11 protein-coding genes are annotated in these 12894 nt (G+C 64.4%); 8 read left to right on the top strand and 3 right to left on the bottom strand.

Annotated elements, in window-relative coordinates:
• Positions 1-335, bottom strand: a 335-nt coding sequence (locus VGQ44_18315; protein HEV8448795.1) for a hypothetical protein, incomplete at its 3' end; no start/stop codon positions are given.
• 534 nt (positions 336-869) lie between these two features.
• Between VGQ44_18315 and VGQ44_18310 the strand changes: the two genes are divergently transcribed.
• Positions 870-1292, top strand: a complete 423-nt coding sequence (locus tag VGQ44_18310; GenBank protein ID HEV8448794.1) for a DUF4440 domain-containing protein — start codon at positions 870-872, stop codon at positions 1290-1292.
• Positions 1293-1559: 267 nt separating this feature from the next.
• On the opposite strand, the gene VGQ44_18305 is transcribed toward VGQ44_18310, so the two are convergent.
• Positions 1560-2222 carry a hypothetical protein gene (locus VGQ44_18305; protein HEV8448793.1) on the bottom strand — a complete coding sequence of 221 codons (663 nt, stop codon included), beginning with the start codon at positions 2220-2222 and terminating at the stop codon, positions 1560-1562.
• Positions 2223-2820: 598 nt separating this feature from the next.
• Between VGQ44_18305 and VGQ44_18300 the strand changes: the two genes are divergently transcribed.
• Both VGQ44_18300 and VGQ44_18295 read left to right on the top strand, forming a co-directional pair.
• Positions 2821-3963: an NAD-dependent epimerase/dehydratase family protein gene (locus VGQ44_18300; GenBank protein HEV8448792.1), complete on the top strand. Its 1143-nt coding sequence runs from the start codon at positions 2821-2823 to the stop codon at positions 3961-3963.
• Positions 3964-4329: 366 nt separating this feature from the next.
• Entirely contained in the window at positions 4330-6945 is a 2616-nt protein-coding gene (locus VGQ44_18295; GenBank protein ID HEV8448791.1) for an ADOP family duplicated permease, read from the top strand.
• 68 nt (positions 6946-7013) lie between these two features.
• Here the strand turns inward: VGQ44_18295 and VGQ44_18290 are convergent, their stop codons facing one another.
• On the bottom strand, positions 7014-7475 hold the full coding sequence (locus VGQ44_18290; GenBank protein ID HEV8448790.1) for a hypothetical protein: 462 nt from the start codon (positions 7473-7475) through the stop codon (positions 7014-7016).
• Positions 7476-7665: 190 nt separating this feature from the next.
• Here VGQ44_18290 and VGQ44_18285 point away from each other — a divergent pair, with 190 nt between their 5' ends.
• The 5 genes from VGQ44_18285 (at position 7666) to VGQ44_18265 (ending at position 12869) form a co-directional block, all read left to right on the top strand.
• Positions 7666-8046: a hypothetical protein gene (locus VGQ44_18285; protein ID HEV8448789.1), complete on the top strand. Its 381-nt coding sequence runs from the start codon at positions 7666-7668 to the stop codon at positions 8044-8046.
• A complete protein-coding gene (locus tag VGQ44_18280) occupies positions 7932-9317 on the top strand; it encodes an ABC transporter permease (protein HEV8448788.1) in 1386 nt (461 codons plus the stop codon). The genes VGQ44_18285 and VGQ44_18280 overlap by 115 nt, the downstream gene beginning before the upstream one ends.
• A complete protein-coding gene (locus VGQ44_18275) occupies positions 9298-9714 on the top strand; it encodes a nuclear transport factor 2 family protein (protein ID HEV8448787.1) in 417 nt (138 codons plus the stop codon). The genes VGQ44_18280 and VGQ44_18275 overlap by 20 nt, the downstream gene beginning before the upstream one ends.
• Positions 9715-9836: 122 nt before the next feature.
• Positions 9837-10259, top strand: a complete 423-nt coding sequence (locus tag VGQ44_18270) for a DoxX family protein (GenBank protein HEV8448786.1) — start codon at positions 9837-9839, stop codon at positions 10257-10259.
• Positions 10260-10439: 180 nt separating this feature from the next.
• Positions 10440-12869 carry an ABC transporter permease gene (locus VGQ44_18265; GenBank protein HEV8448785.1) on the top strand — a complete coding sequence of 810 codons (2430 nt, stop codon included), beginning with the start codon at positions 10440-10442 and terminating at the stop codon, positions 12867-12869.
• Positions 12870-12894 lie beyond the last annotated feature (25 nt).

Below are 12894 nucleotides of genomic sequence, written 5' to 3'. Positions count from 1 at the left end.
CCCGCTAATTCGGCGATCGTGGCCATGCCCATCGGAATGATCGCGCCAGCGACGAATCCCCAAGCGGCGAACCGACGCGACGAAAGCGACGCGAGCGTACGCTTGCGTTCGCCGGCCAGTATGATCACCGAAAAGGCGAGGCCCATCGCGGCACCGCCCAGGCCCCACCCGAGCACTGTCTCGGTTAGTAGCCGGCCCAATCGGATGCGTTCAAACGGTGGCAACACGCCGAGTAGCGACAACGGCAACAGCCCTGCAACGCCCGCGATAGCGAATGCCGCCGCCCATGTCCCCGCCGTTCCCACGGCCCCGCGCACTCGCCGCATCAGGTTCATTGCCAAACTCTGAAACCGATGGTCATCTAACGCAATTTATACAGACACGTTATGCTGCGAAATAGCGCGTAATGCTGCGAGGACAGTGTCTGATAAGAATCGTGCGACGCCGCGTTACAACGCGCTAAGCACGTACCAAACACGGTCTTCCCCAACAATGCTAGAAACTACTTGAGCATCTTAGACTGCGAAAGCCTCGCAGCCTAATATGCGCAGAGTGCGCTTCGCATGCCGAGCGCCGCTGAAGAGGGTAGGCCCGTCTAGTCGGTCGATGGACAACTGGAACATCGCGTCGTCCTGCTCGCGCGCCGCAAACTCCCGACGAAAATACTCCGCCGCCTCGTGCAGAGAGCCCTGAGTACGGCGCGTGGGCGGATCGCCACGTGACGTGAATCCCCTTCTCCCTTTTGATAACCGTGGCCCTCCGCCGAACGCCAGCTTCTAAAGCGAGCTGTCACCTGGTTGATGTCTAGCCTCGGTCGCAAGCGGCCGCTATACTCCCGCGATCTTACCAAGCGAAGCTCGAGGGGACGTATGGATTTCCAAACGGTGCTCGAGCAGCAGCACAACGCCCTCGACCAGTTCGCCCGAGGGCTCCCGGAGCCCTGGAAGGCACTGTGCTCGACCAGGGACGACATCACACTCGCGAACCCGTTCGGCCCCGTCGCGCGCGGATGGAAAAAAGTCTCCGAAGCGCTCGACTTCGCGTCCTCGCGATTCCGCGACGGGACGTGCCGCGACGTCGAAGAGATCGCGAGGTACGAGGGCGGCGATCTCATAACCATGCTCGAGATCGAGCGATGGACGACCCGCCTCGGTGACCGCGAGAAGGTCGAGCCGTTCGAGCTCCGCGTAACGACCACATACCGACGCGAAGACGGTACGTGGAAGGTCGTGGCTCGCCACGCCGACCCGATCCGAACGTTTGACCCCGCGGGACCGCTGCGGACGACCTGAGCGCCTGCCGCCTCCGGAATATTGCAACGTTCTCAACCAGGCGTGCATCGGATGCGCGCTTTCACGAGTGCGTCGCCCGCACCGTTGGTTTTTCCGGCCGACCGATTCCACACCGCGGAGCGGAAAGCCCGGCTCAGATGACGACCTCACTGAAGACGTTGACGGCACCCCACTCGGCTACCACACGCTCCCTGACTGGCCCCGTTTTCGGGGAGGACGTCACGAGCGCATACGTCGCCGGTCGCGACGCGGCGATAGGCTGGGCCCTTAACCTCGCTCGAATACCAGCACATTCGGCTTGTCGCGGCCGGCAATGCGCACGGTCATAGTCAAGGTCTTCAGATCGCTCGAGAGCACGACCTCCTCGCTATCGGTCACCTTCCCGCTGTATTTGTCAGTGATCACGAGAGAGCGCTCGCCCACGTGCCGAATCGAGGAAGTGGCGCCTCGTGACGCATTTGGTCCTTCATTGGGATAGTCCTTGCCGTCGAACTTCACGTTCTTCGTCTTTCGTTGTGACTGAAAAACGAAGGAGAGGCCGTCCCCGTCAAATGGCTTCACCTCCATCAAAAAGGGCGAGTTCATCGTTTCCTTGATGCTTTGCCAGTCTCCCGCAAAGCCCGATCCTCCACCCGCGCGCTGGTAGACGTAATCCATGCTGAGCGTGGAACCGTCGGACTCGAACTCGCGGTAATCGTCCGTAAGCGTGCGGCCGTCGTTCGAGAGGTGCCAGGTGGCATTGAGCAGCAACCGGCCTCCTTGCTTCCGAGCGACGACCCAGGTGTCCGGCGCTGTGGCCCTCACCGATACGAGCGTTCCACCGGCGCCCGGTTGATCACTGCCATCCACGACGATCGATTCCTCCGCCCCACCGAAATCGAACGCGTACTTGTTGGCACCGTTCCTCTGAATCTTCATCTCGTCGGGCATTCTGCTCTTCGATGGGTCGAGCTTCCACGTGCCGAGAAATGGACTCGGGACCCAATGCACCAACCGCTTTGTTTGCTCGTGGTCCGGCAATGAGAGGCGCGGGTTGAGAGCGAGCGCCATGGCACACACCTCATCCCGTCGCGCCATCCAATCGCGCGGGCGCGAGACGGGGGCCGCCTGCGTCGCGACGAACATTGCCACATTGAATAGGACCGTGTCACTCAGTCCACCATGCATCGGTCCCTCCCTCCCTCGAGCGAGTATGAATCGCGCTCCCTGGGGGTTCGAACACCGCGTCGTGCGTCGTTCACGCAACTCTATTCCGCGCGCAACGGCGCGATGAGTCGGAAAACCGCCGAGTTGAGCCGGAAGTCTGCCAGATCATGAACACGTCTGCGTCGTCGTCGCTATACACGAACGCAGATGTGCGTTCTGATAGGAGAGTGCGTGCACGCGAGGCGGATTGGTCCTCGTGCGAAGCGGCCTATTGCCGAGGAAAAGGGGTGGCGCTCTTCGATCCCCCGGGAGTCCTTACAGACCCCAGACGTCCTGGCGTCGCCCCACGAAGTAGATTCGACGCGTCCTAGCCACCCTCTCCATGACTCATCGTCGAGATTTTATTCGCCACGCCGCGTTCGCGGGCGGCGCACTCGCGTTGCGCCCGTGGGTCGCTCCATTTGGTCAGCCCGCCGCAAAACCGCTCGACATGCTCATTCTGGGCGGCACCGGTCTGACTGGTCCGCACCAGGTGAGGTATGCGCTGGAGCGCGGGCACAACGTGACTGTGTTCAACCGCGGCCGCCGCAACGACGTATTGCCCGGCGGAGTGACCGAGCTGATCGGCGATCGGAATCTGCATCAACTCGACGCGCTCAAAGGCAAGTCCTGGGACGTCGTCATCGACAATCCGACCAGCCTTCCCTTCTGGGTCAAGGATGCCGGCGAGATCCTTCGCGATCATACCAGGCAGTACGTTTTTATTTCGACGATCTCGGTCTACGACACGTCCAAGCCACAGCCCGGAGTCACGGAGTCGTCGCCGCTCGTGGAGTATACGAAGGGTGATCCGCTCGCGGTGACTCCCCAGGAGTTCTCGAAGGACGTCGAGAACCTCTATGGCCCGCTCAAGACCGCGTCGGAACGCGAGGCCAAGCAATGGTTCGGCGAGAGAACGACGATCATCCGTCCCACGCTGATCATGGGTCCAGGCGACGAGTCCTTCCGGTTCACCTACTGGCCATATCGGATCGCGAAGGGCGGCGAGATCCTCGCGCCGGGCGACGGACAGGATCGCGTGCAAATCATCGACTGCCGCGACCTGGCCGAATGGACGATTCGAATGGTGGAGAACGGGACGACCGGCACTTTCAACGCGGCCGGGCCCGCCTCGGCGCTCACAATGGCCGAACAGCTCTATGGTATTCGCGGCGCATTCGACGGGAACCGAGAGGTGAAGTTCACATGGGTGCCGGCGGACTTTCTCTCGGCGCACAAGGTCACTGCATGGGGCGACATGCCGACGTGGATCCCGCGCAGCGACCCAGACTCCGCGGGCATGAGCGCCGACAATCGGCGGGCGATCGCAGCGGGTCTGACGTTCCGGCCCCTCGGCGTGTCGGCGATCGAAGCGCTTGCCTGGTTCAATGCCGCGCCGGCTGACGCGCGTACGCGCATGCTGGCGAGTGCGGGCATCAGCCCCGATCGAGAGCGGGCCGCGCTCGACGCGTGGAAGGCGAAATGATAGTTGGTTTCACGTACACCCGCTGAGACGGGCACCAGGAGCGGAGACACTCGCAACCAGGCCGAACACCTAGAGACTGCCAACCTTGAATGGAAACGTGTGGCCTGGCCCGGACAGCCGGAGACCGATCAGCGGGCGTTGCCGCGGCTCGGCGACCGCCTCACGACCCGGCATTGCGGCCGCTGAAACAAATCCACGCCGCCCGCCGGAAAAGGCACCCGACAGGAATCGAGAGTTCAAGTACCACCGGCTCACCGCCGCCGGACGGCGACAGCTCGCACACGAGCAGTCGCGGTGGAATGAGCTCGTGCGCGCGATTAGTCTCGTCATGAAACCCGTATGAAATCCCTGCCGGAGGTGCGACCCATGCTGCGCCGACTCGTCGCCCGACTCCCTCGTCGCGGATCGCCATCGGACGCTGACATCGCGCGCGAGCTGCGCGACCACCTCGACTTCGAAGCCGAATCGCTCGCCGCCGGAGAACGATTCGCGAAACACGACGCGGCGTTCGCTGCGCGACGGCGCTGCGGCAACGTCACCAACGCGAGCGAGTCGGTGCGCGATGTGTGGCGGTGGGCCTGGCTCGAGCAGCTCGTGCAGGACCTGCGCCACGGATGGCGGGCGATCGTCCGCTCGCCCGCGTACAGCGTCGCCCTGGTCGTCACGCTGGCCATGGGCATCGGGGCCGGTACCACCGTGTACACGCTGGCCCGCGCGATCCACCAGCCATTCCCCCAACTGCCGCAGGACAAGCTCCTCTGGATCACCTACGGCAACGCGCGCTGCGGCGTCGACTGCACTCAGCTCTCGCCGGCAGCTCTTGTCGCGATCCAACGACGCGCCCCGTCGATCACCGCGGTCGGCGCGTACGACTGGGCCACGGCGCTGCGCGGCAGCAATGGCAGCGAGGCCGTCAAAGGGTTCGCCGTCTCGCCCGACACTTGGCAAACGATCGGCGCACGCTTCACGGCGGGCCATGGGTTCCCGGGCGACGCGGGCGTCGAGGGCGGTCCGAACGTGGTGGTCCTCTCGTACGAGTTCTGGCATCGACGCTTCAACGCGAGCCTCGGCGTCATCGACTCGGTCGTCACCATCGACCAGCAACCCCGCACGGTAGTCGGGGTCCTGGCGGAGGACATCCGGTTTCCGACGACGGCCGACGTCTACAAACCATTTCGCGCCACGGCCCAAGACGAGAACGATCACTCGGCTCGATACCTCAACGCGTTTGCGCGGCTGACCGATGGTGCGACCATCGACCGAGCGTCTGCCGAGGTGGCGACGATCAACCGACAACTGGTGAGCGAATCTCCCAAGACCGACAGCGGCTGGGTACTTCGCGCCCGTCCGATCGCCGCGTATCACACCGACGACGTCCAAATCCTCGACGACATTTCGCGAGCCGCCGCCCTGCTCGTATTTCTGGCTGCCTGCATGAGCGCCGCGAACCTCGCGCTCGCGCGGCTGTCGGCCCGCCGCCAGGAGCTGGCCCTGCGCGCCGCGCTTGGCGTGCGTCGCTGGCGACTCGCCCGTCACCTTCTTGCCGAGTCGCTGTTGCTTTCGCTCGTCGCCGGCGCACTCGGCGCGTTGTTGGCTCGTTGGGGTGTGAGGTGGTTGCGCGACGCCATCCCGCCGGGTTTCGCCGCCTTTCTTCCAGGGTGGGCGCGAATGGGCGTCGATCCGCACGTCCTGCTCTTCGCGCTCGGCACCGCGATCGTGGCGATGCTCGCGTTCGCGCTCCTGCCGGTGGCGCGCGCGACGCGCATTAGCCTCTCGAGCGTGTTGGCCGAAGGCGGCCGAGCAAATACCGGCGGCGTGCATGGAACGCAGACTCGAGCGACGTTGATCGTGCTCGAGGTGAGCATCGCGCTGGTACTCCTCACGGCAGCGGCGCTGTTCACCACGAGCGTGCGCAACATGATCCGCGGTAACGCCGGAGTGCGGTTGGACCACGTGCTCACCATGGAGCTGACGTTGCCGCCCGGCGGCGATGACTCGTCTCGTGCCGATTTCTTCCGGCGGCTCGACGTCAACCTGGGCGCCGTCCCGGGCATCCGTGCCGCAGGTGCGGGAACCACCACCCCGCTCAGCAACGACTTTGGCGGAATCGGGTTCGACGTTCCCGGGCGGGCGCCGGAGCCGGGCGGCCGGCCGTTGACCGGAATCGCCCAGCAGGTCACGCCCCGGTACATGCAGGCCAGCGGCGTATCTATAGAAGAGGGCCGCGGGATCGAGGATCGCGACGTCGCGGGGGCCCAGCGGGTCCTGGTCGTCAATCGCTATATGGCCGACGCGCTTTGGCCGCATACCACCGCGATCGGACGGGTCGTCAAGATCGCCGATTCGATCTGGACCGTCGTGGGCGTTGCGTCGAACGTGCACCACGGCGGTCTCGACGAAGAGATGCGATACACGCTGTATCGCTCCGTCTACCAGGCGCCCCGCGCTTACGCCGTGCTGGCGATTTGGACGCTGGGCGACCCCGACTCGATGCGCGACGCAGTCCGCGCCGTCGTTGCGCGCACTGACCCATCGGTCGCCGTCGGGGACGCCATGACGATGGAGGCAATGCAGGCACGCCACGTGTCGCCTTTCACCATGATGGCCGGGATGATGTCCGTTCTGGCGGTCGTGACGATGGTCATCGCCACGGTCGGGTTGTATGGGTTGATCGCCTATGGCGTTGCGCAGCGCACGCGCGAGATCGGGGTCCGCATCGCACTCGGCGCGCGACCGCGTGACATCCTCGGACACGTGGGCGCCGGAGCGCTGCGTCTCACCGCGATGGGAATCGTATTCGGCGTTGCCGGTGCGGCCGCCTTCGCGCGGCTCCTCACGTCGGCGTTGTACGGCGTGAGCGCCAGCGACACGAAAACGTACATCTTCGTGTCGCTGGGGTTGTTGCTTGTTGCGTTGACGGCGGCATCTGTCCCATCGTGGCGCGCGGCGAAAGTCGATCCCACCGTGGCGTTACGCGAGTGAACGTCTTGGCCCGAAGAAAAGAATCGCGCTCAGAGGGTCGGCGGAGTTGGAAAAAGGATGTTCGCTTTTCAGGAACGAGGCCGTTCGTTGGCATGATTCGACGATGCGCCGCGCGTTGCGACGAACCAGAACCCCCAGCCCGTCGCCGCGCCCGCGGCGACGCCCGCGGCTGGGAAAAATCCCCAGGTCGCCCGGGCGTCGAACGCATGGAGATAGACCGGGAATAGCAGCCCGCCGCAGACGGCGCCGATCAGGGTGAGACTCCACCAACTGAGCGATCCGGCATTGCGCAGAAGCACGGCAGCCGGCCATAGAATGAGGATCGTTCCGCCATATGCCAATGGCGCGCCGTAGACGAACAGAATGAGCGCGAGCAGGACGATGCCGATGAGCGAGGTAGCGCCGACCTCATGCAACCCGGTCGTCGCGAGCTGCCGAACAGCCGCGCCCAAAACGATCGCCAACGACGCGAAGAGCGGCGCCACAATCACCGCCAGCCGCAGCCTGGGCGCACGTCCGTCAAAGCTCATCGCTTCTTTTTCATCGCGTGTCTCCGTTCGCCGACGAACGACGCCAGCGCTCGACCAGATTCAAGAGTGACACGCCCAACGAATCCCGATGACGTTGGCCGAATTCCCGCCGATGACGGCGGTTTTTCGGCTCGCTGCTCCCTCGCCACGTTCTATCATGCGCTCATCTCGGCTACCGATATGAGCGCAGATGAGTAAACCGGACAATCTCCTCCAGGGCACGCTCGGCACGCTCGGCACGGATTGGTGCGACGGTCTCCTCCGCGACGTTCGATTTGCCGCCCGCAGTCTGCGCCGCGCTCCGGCATTCACCCTGGTCGTGGTCGCGACGCTGGCGCTCGGCATCGACGCCAACAGCGCGGCGGTCAACGACGCCGCCGCCTGGCGCGACCGAGCCACGTTGATCCGATTCGTGTGGATTCTCGGCGCCGTCGTCGCGCTCACCTTGCTGATCGCGTGTTTCAACGTGGCGAATCTGTTCCTCGTTCGGGCAGGCGAGAGGTCCGTGGAGCTCAGCCTCCGTTCGTCGCTCGGCGCGTCGCGAGCGCGCATCGCGCACAGCTCGCTGTAGAAAGCCTGCTGCTCGGCTTGGCCGGTTCCCTCGCGGGACTGCTCGTCGGCCGGGCAGGCGTCCATCTCCTCGCGTCGTTCACGCTGCCCGGCGGTATCTCGCTGGCCGAAATACCATTCGACTTGAACGGCCGCGTGCTGGTCGCGACGATGACGCTCGGCGCGCTCACCGCTCTGCTCTTCGGCTTGTGGCCCGCCATGCAAACGTCCAAGACCAGCCTGATCGCATCGTTGCGGAACACGCAAGCGAAGTCCGGCCTCGACACGCGCGCCGTGCTCTTGGGCTGCGAGGTTGCGCTGTCGATCGTGCTGCTCGTTGGGGCTGGACTCTTCGTCAGAACTGTCCAGGCAGGTTTGCGGAGTGACCTGGGATTCGATCCTTCGCCGCTCGCCGCCGTTCGCGTCAATCCGGCACTCGGCGGCTACAAGGGCGCCGACGTCGCGAGCTACTACCAGTTGGCGACCGCTGGCGCATCGCAAATACCCGGGGTCACCGGAGTGGCGCTGTCGACTCATGTCCCTTTGGCGAGAGCCAGTCCTCTGCCCTTCGTATCCGCCGACAAGGCAGGAGCTGGCGAGGGGTCGGCGAACGATCAGGTGAACGCGGGTTGGGTCTACATCAGCCCGAATTACTTCGACGTGCTGCGCGTGCCCATCGTCGATGGGCGGGCGTTCATACCAGACGACACGGCGCGGGCGTTCAGTACGGCAATCATCAACCAGGCCGCCGCCAAGGCTTTGTTTCCGGACGGTCACCCGGTGGGCCGGCAGATGGTGCACGCCGGGTCCATGCGATTCACCGTCGTGGGTGTGGTACGGGATACGAAATACGCCTCGGTTCAGGACCGGCACGTGCCGATGGTCTTCACGCCGATGACGCCGGACTTCAGCGACGACGTGCACTTCATCGTTCGAAGCAGCCGGCCGCAGATGGCGCTCGAGCAAGTGCGTGATATCCTGACGTCCGTCGCACCGCATCCGCCAATCCGGGAACCTCGGCTCGTGGCTGAGCAGATCAATGCGGTGCTCGAGCCACAACGGTTCGGCGCAGCCATGAATGAGCCCACGCGCAGGGGCGTGGTAGGATTGATCATGGTCGCGGCCGCATGGACTGCGTGGCCGAAAACCAGCGAAGATCGGCTTTTTTGCGCCTCGACCGTTTGCCGTCCGCGCTCGACTTTGCGGCAGTCCCCAGTTCGGAGCGGAGCACATGAGGTTGATCGGCACCCGCGGCGCATGGCTCGCCGCCTTGATGGTCGCCACGATCGGTAACCGTGCGCACGCACAGACCGCCGCTGACAGCGCGGCCATCCACGAAACCGCGATGGACTATATAGAAGGGTGGTACGCGGGAGACGCTCAACGGATGGAACGCGCCCTCCACCCGGAGTTGGTGAAGCGCGTCGTCACAACCGATCCCAAGATGGGGCACAGCCAGCTCGAGTCCATCGGCGCGATGACGCTCATCCTGCGCACTCGCGCCGGCGGCGGCACGCACACACCCGCCGAGCGTCAACAAAAGGACTTCCGCATCCTCGACATCTTCGCCAACGCGGCCGTCGCCAGGGTGACCGCGTCGGATTGGGTGGACTTCCTCGAGCTGGCGAAGTGGAACGGCCGCTGGGTCATCGTCAATGTGCTATGGGAGTACAAGCCCAAGACTCCCTGACGAATCACCCTGTCCAGACGATCGGAAATGGTCTCATGCCCTATCCGGTGAGCGGACTGGCGCCCCCCCCGAGCAAGGCAAACCGTCCTGCGGATATCCGACCAACCCGCTTCAACGAGCGTGTGCGATTTGGTCTCCTTCCGCTCGTCGCTCGGTTGCTACTCGTCTCGGAATTCCTCATCGCGCTGAACGGCAAGATCTTTGGTTGGAGCGGCCAAGCGGCATACATGGCGGCGCATGGGCTGCCCCTCATCGCTCCCTTACTCGGCATGGCACTCGCCATCGAGCTGCTCGGATCCATCTGCGTGGTCACCGGGTTCGGCGCACGCGCGGCCGCGGCGACGATGTTCGTCTATCTCGCCATCGTGAGCGTCGAGCTGCACGACTTCTGGAACAAGTCCGGGAACACCTCCGGCATGTACACGACCGAATTCTTCAAGAACATGGGCATCATGGGCGGCCTGCTCCTGCTCGCGACCTACGGCCCGGGCGACTGGGCACTCGGTCGCGGAAGCCGCCGCCGATCAGCCGGCGACCGACTGTAGCAATCGGTTGGGCCGGATCGCGCGCAGCCGCCAATCGTAGTCCATGCATAGAGCGCACGCGGCGGCGAGCTCTCGAGTCGTCTTCGCAATCGCGCAGTCGTTGTTATTAGCGCGCCCTGTTCCAACCTTGCGAAAGTCTGGACCGTCTAATCGAACGCCCCATTCGACAGGAGCCTCGCATTGACCTGGACCGACACGCTGACCCGTGATGTGTGGTTCGCCGTACGATCGTTGGTGCGCCTACCCCTGTTCGCGGCCGCAGCCATACTGACTCTGGCGCTCGGCATCGCGACCACGACCGCGATGTTTACCATCGTCGACGGAGTCGTTCTGAGGCCGCTCCCCTATCCTCATTCCGAGCGCCTGTTCGAGTTGCTGCAGTCGTATCCGGAAAAGAATCTCGACCGTTGGACGCTTTCTCAGGCGAACGCGGCGGGCTACATGGGGGTCAAGAGTTTCGAAGGATTCGCCGCGTATGCACGCACCGGCGTAACGCTCGAGGAGAACGAACACGCTGACCGGCTTATCGCTGAGGTCGTGACGGGTGATTTCTTTACCCTGCTTGGAGTCCAGCCCGCGCTCGGCCGTGCCATCGGGCGGGACGACGATCGAACCGGAAATACCAATGTCGCTGTCCTGTCGCATTCTTTTTGGCAAACTCGCTACGGTGGGTCACCGGCGTTGATCGGCAGGACGATTCGGCTGAACGGGCAGCCGACCCGCGTCGTGGGTGTCATGCCGGCGGACTTCGCGTTCCCGAAGCCGGATGTCCAGGTGTACGTTCCCCTGGGCCTCGACCCCAACCGCAGCGGGCCAAATTTCCTCACCGGTCTCATTCGCCTTCGCGCCGAGATATCGGCCGGCCAGGCCGAGCGCGAGGCGACCCTGGCCATGTGGGATTTCGCCCGCCGGACACCCGAACAATTCGGCGGTGTCGCGCCGGAGCGCACCCGCATGCGAGCACTCGTCACTCCCCTCCGCACGGCGGTCGCCGGCAGCGTCACTCGGCCCTTGCTCATCCTTCAAGCGGCCGTCGTGCTCATTCTTCTCATCGCAATTGCGAATGTCGCGACGCTCATTGGCACGCGCGGCATCAGCCGCGGCCGCGAAATCGCTCTCCGGGCCGCACTCGGCGCATCGCGGCGCCGCATCGTGGGCCAAATGATCACCGAGAGCCTCGTTCTCGCCGTCGCGGCCGGCGGTATCGGAGTCGTGGCGGCGCTGGCATTGGTCAGAGCCTTTACTCGCTCGTCGCTCGCCACCCTTCCCCGTCTCGGGGAAGTCAGCCTCGATTGGCGAGTGCTGCTCTTCGCGAGCGTCGTTTCCGCGATCGCCGGCCTGCTCTTCGCACTGGCACCGGTCTTCGTGCTCGACCTGGGTCGTTTGAACGCCGCGTTGAGCGGTCAGAAAGCCTCGGCGAGCCGAAACAGCCGGCGGCTGAACAGCGCTCTCATCGCCGGGCAGGTTGGCCTGTCTTTCGTTCTGTTGATCGCGGCCGGACTGGTGCTCAAGAGCTTCCGCCGACTTCTCGATACAGACCTCGGCTTTGACCCGGCGCGGGTCATGTCGATCACCATGCCGTTGCCGGGAGCGCGGTATGCGATGAGCAACAAGCCGCGATCATATCTATTCGTCGAACAAGTGGTCGCGAAAGCGGCGACGATTCCTGAAGTCGGTGCTGCGGCGGTGATGTTTCCCGGCATGTACGTAAACGATGTCAACTCGGATGGGTTCCTGCTCGAAGGACAGGACCCGTCGCCGAACGCCCCAGTCAAGCAAACGGTTCAATACTCCGTCAGTCCTGGGCTGTTTCGCGTGCTGCGCGTGCCGCTGCTCGCTGGACGCGACTTTACGGCCGACGATCGGATCGAGTCGCCGTGGGTGGTCGTCGTCGATCAGGCGCTCATCGCCGGGCATTGGGACGCCTCAAGCGCGATTGGAAACCGAATTCGTATGACCGGCGATACGACATGGCGAACGATCGTCGGGGTGGTTGGCAACATTCGCGATGAGGGAGTCGCTGACGCGCCGCGTCCCCACACGTACTTCCCGTACAGTCAATACGGCGGCAGCCGGCCCTCGCTCGTTCTTCGCTCGGACGACGCGTCGTCGCGCGTGGTCGCCGCCGCTCGCGTCGCCATCAGCGCCGTCGACCCGGCGGTTCCAATCGACAACCCACATCCGATCGCGAGCGCGATCGATGGCTCATTGGCAACTCGCCGGCTGACCGAACTGCTGCTCGTCGGCTTTGCCGGCCTCGCCCTCGTGCTGGCGGCAGGCGGCTTGTACGGCGTGATGTCTCTGTTCGTCGTCAGTCGACGGCGGGAATTTGGTATCCGTGCAGCTATCGGTGCGGACCCCGGATCGCTAGTGCGCGTCGTGGTTGGCGAAGGAGCCGCCCTCGTTGGCGCGGGGATAGCGATGGGTTTCGTCGCATCGATGGGCGCGGGGCGATCGCTGCGCTCGACTCTGTATGAGGTGACGCCGACGGATTCCGTGGTGTACGTGGCGGTCGCGAGCGTTCTGGTCCTGGTGGCGTCTATCGCGTGCTACGTGCCCGCCCGCCGTGCGGCGAATACGGATCCACTCGTCGTATTGCGAGCGGATTGACGTGCGTTGTCCAAAGCGAAAGGCC

This window comes from Gemmatimonadaceae bacterium (assembly GCA_036003045.1).
Classification (GTDB): domain Bacteria; phylum Gemmatimonadota; class Gemmatimonadetes; order Gemmatimonadales; family Gemmatimonadaceae; genus JAQBQB01.
This window is presented reverse-complemented; position numbering and strand designations above follow the sequence as displayed.

What these genes read in the sequence shown, in the direction of transcription:
- VGQ44_18290 (HEV8448790.1), bottom strand. Translation starts at nt 7,475, where the DNA reads ATGAGCTTTGACGGACGTGCGCCCAGGCTGCGGCTGGCGGTGATTGTG.
- VGQ44_18305 (HEV8448793.1), bottom strand. Translation starts at nt 2,222, where the DNA reads ATGCCCGACGAGATGAAGATTCAGAGGAACGGTGCCAACAAGTACGCG.
- VGQ44_18285 (HEV8448789.1), top strand. Translation starts at nt 7,666, where the DNA reads ATGAGTAAACCGGACAATCTCCTCCAGGGCACGCTCGGCACGCTCGGC.
- VGQ44_18310 (HEV8448794.1), top strand. Translation starts at nt 870, where the DNA reads ATGGATTTCCAAACGGTGCTCGAGCAGCAGCACAACGCCCTCGACCAG.
- VGQ44_18275 (HEV8448787.1), top strand. Translation starts at nt 9,298, where the DNA reads ATGGTCGCCACGATCGGTAACCGTGCGCACGCACAGACCGCCGCTGAC.
- VGQ44_18300 (HEV8448792.1), top strand. Translation starts at nt 2,821, where the DNA reads ATGACTCATCGTCGAGATTTTATTCGCCACGCCGCGTTCGCGGGCGGC.
- VGQ44_18295 (HEV8448791.1), top strand. Translation starts at nt 4,330, where the DNA reads ATGCTGCGCCGACTCGTCGCCCGACTCCCTCGTCGCGGATCGCCATCG.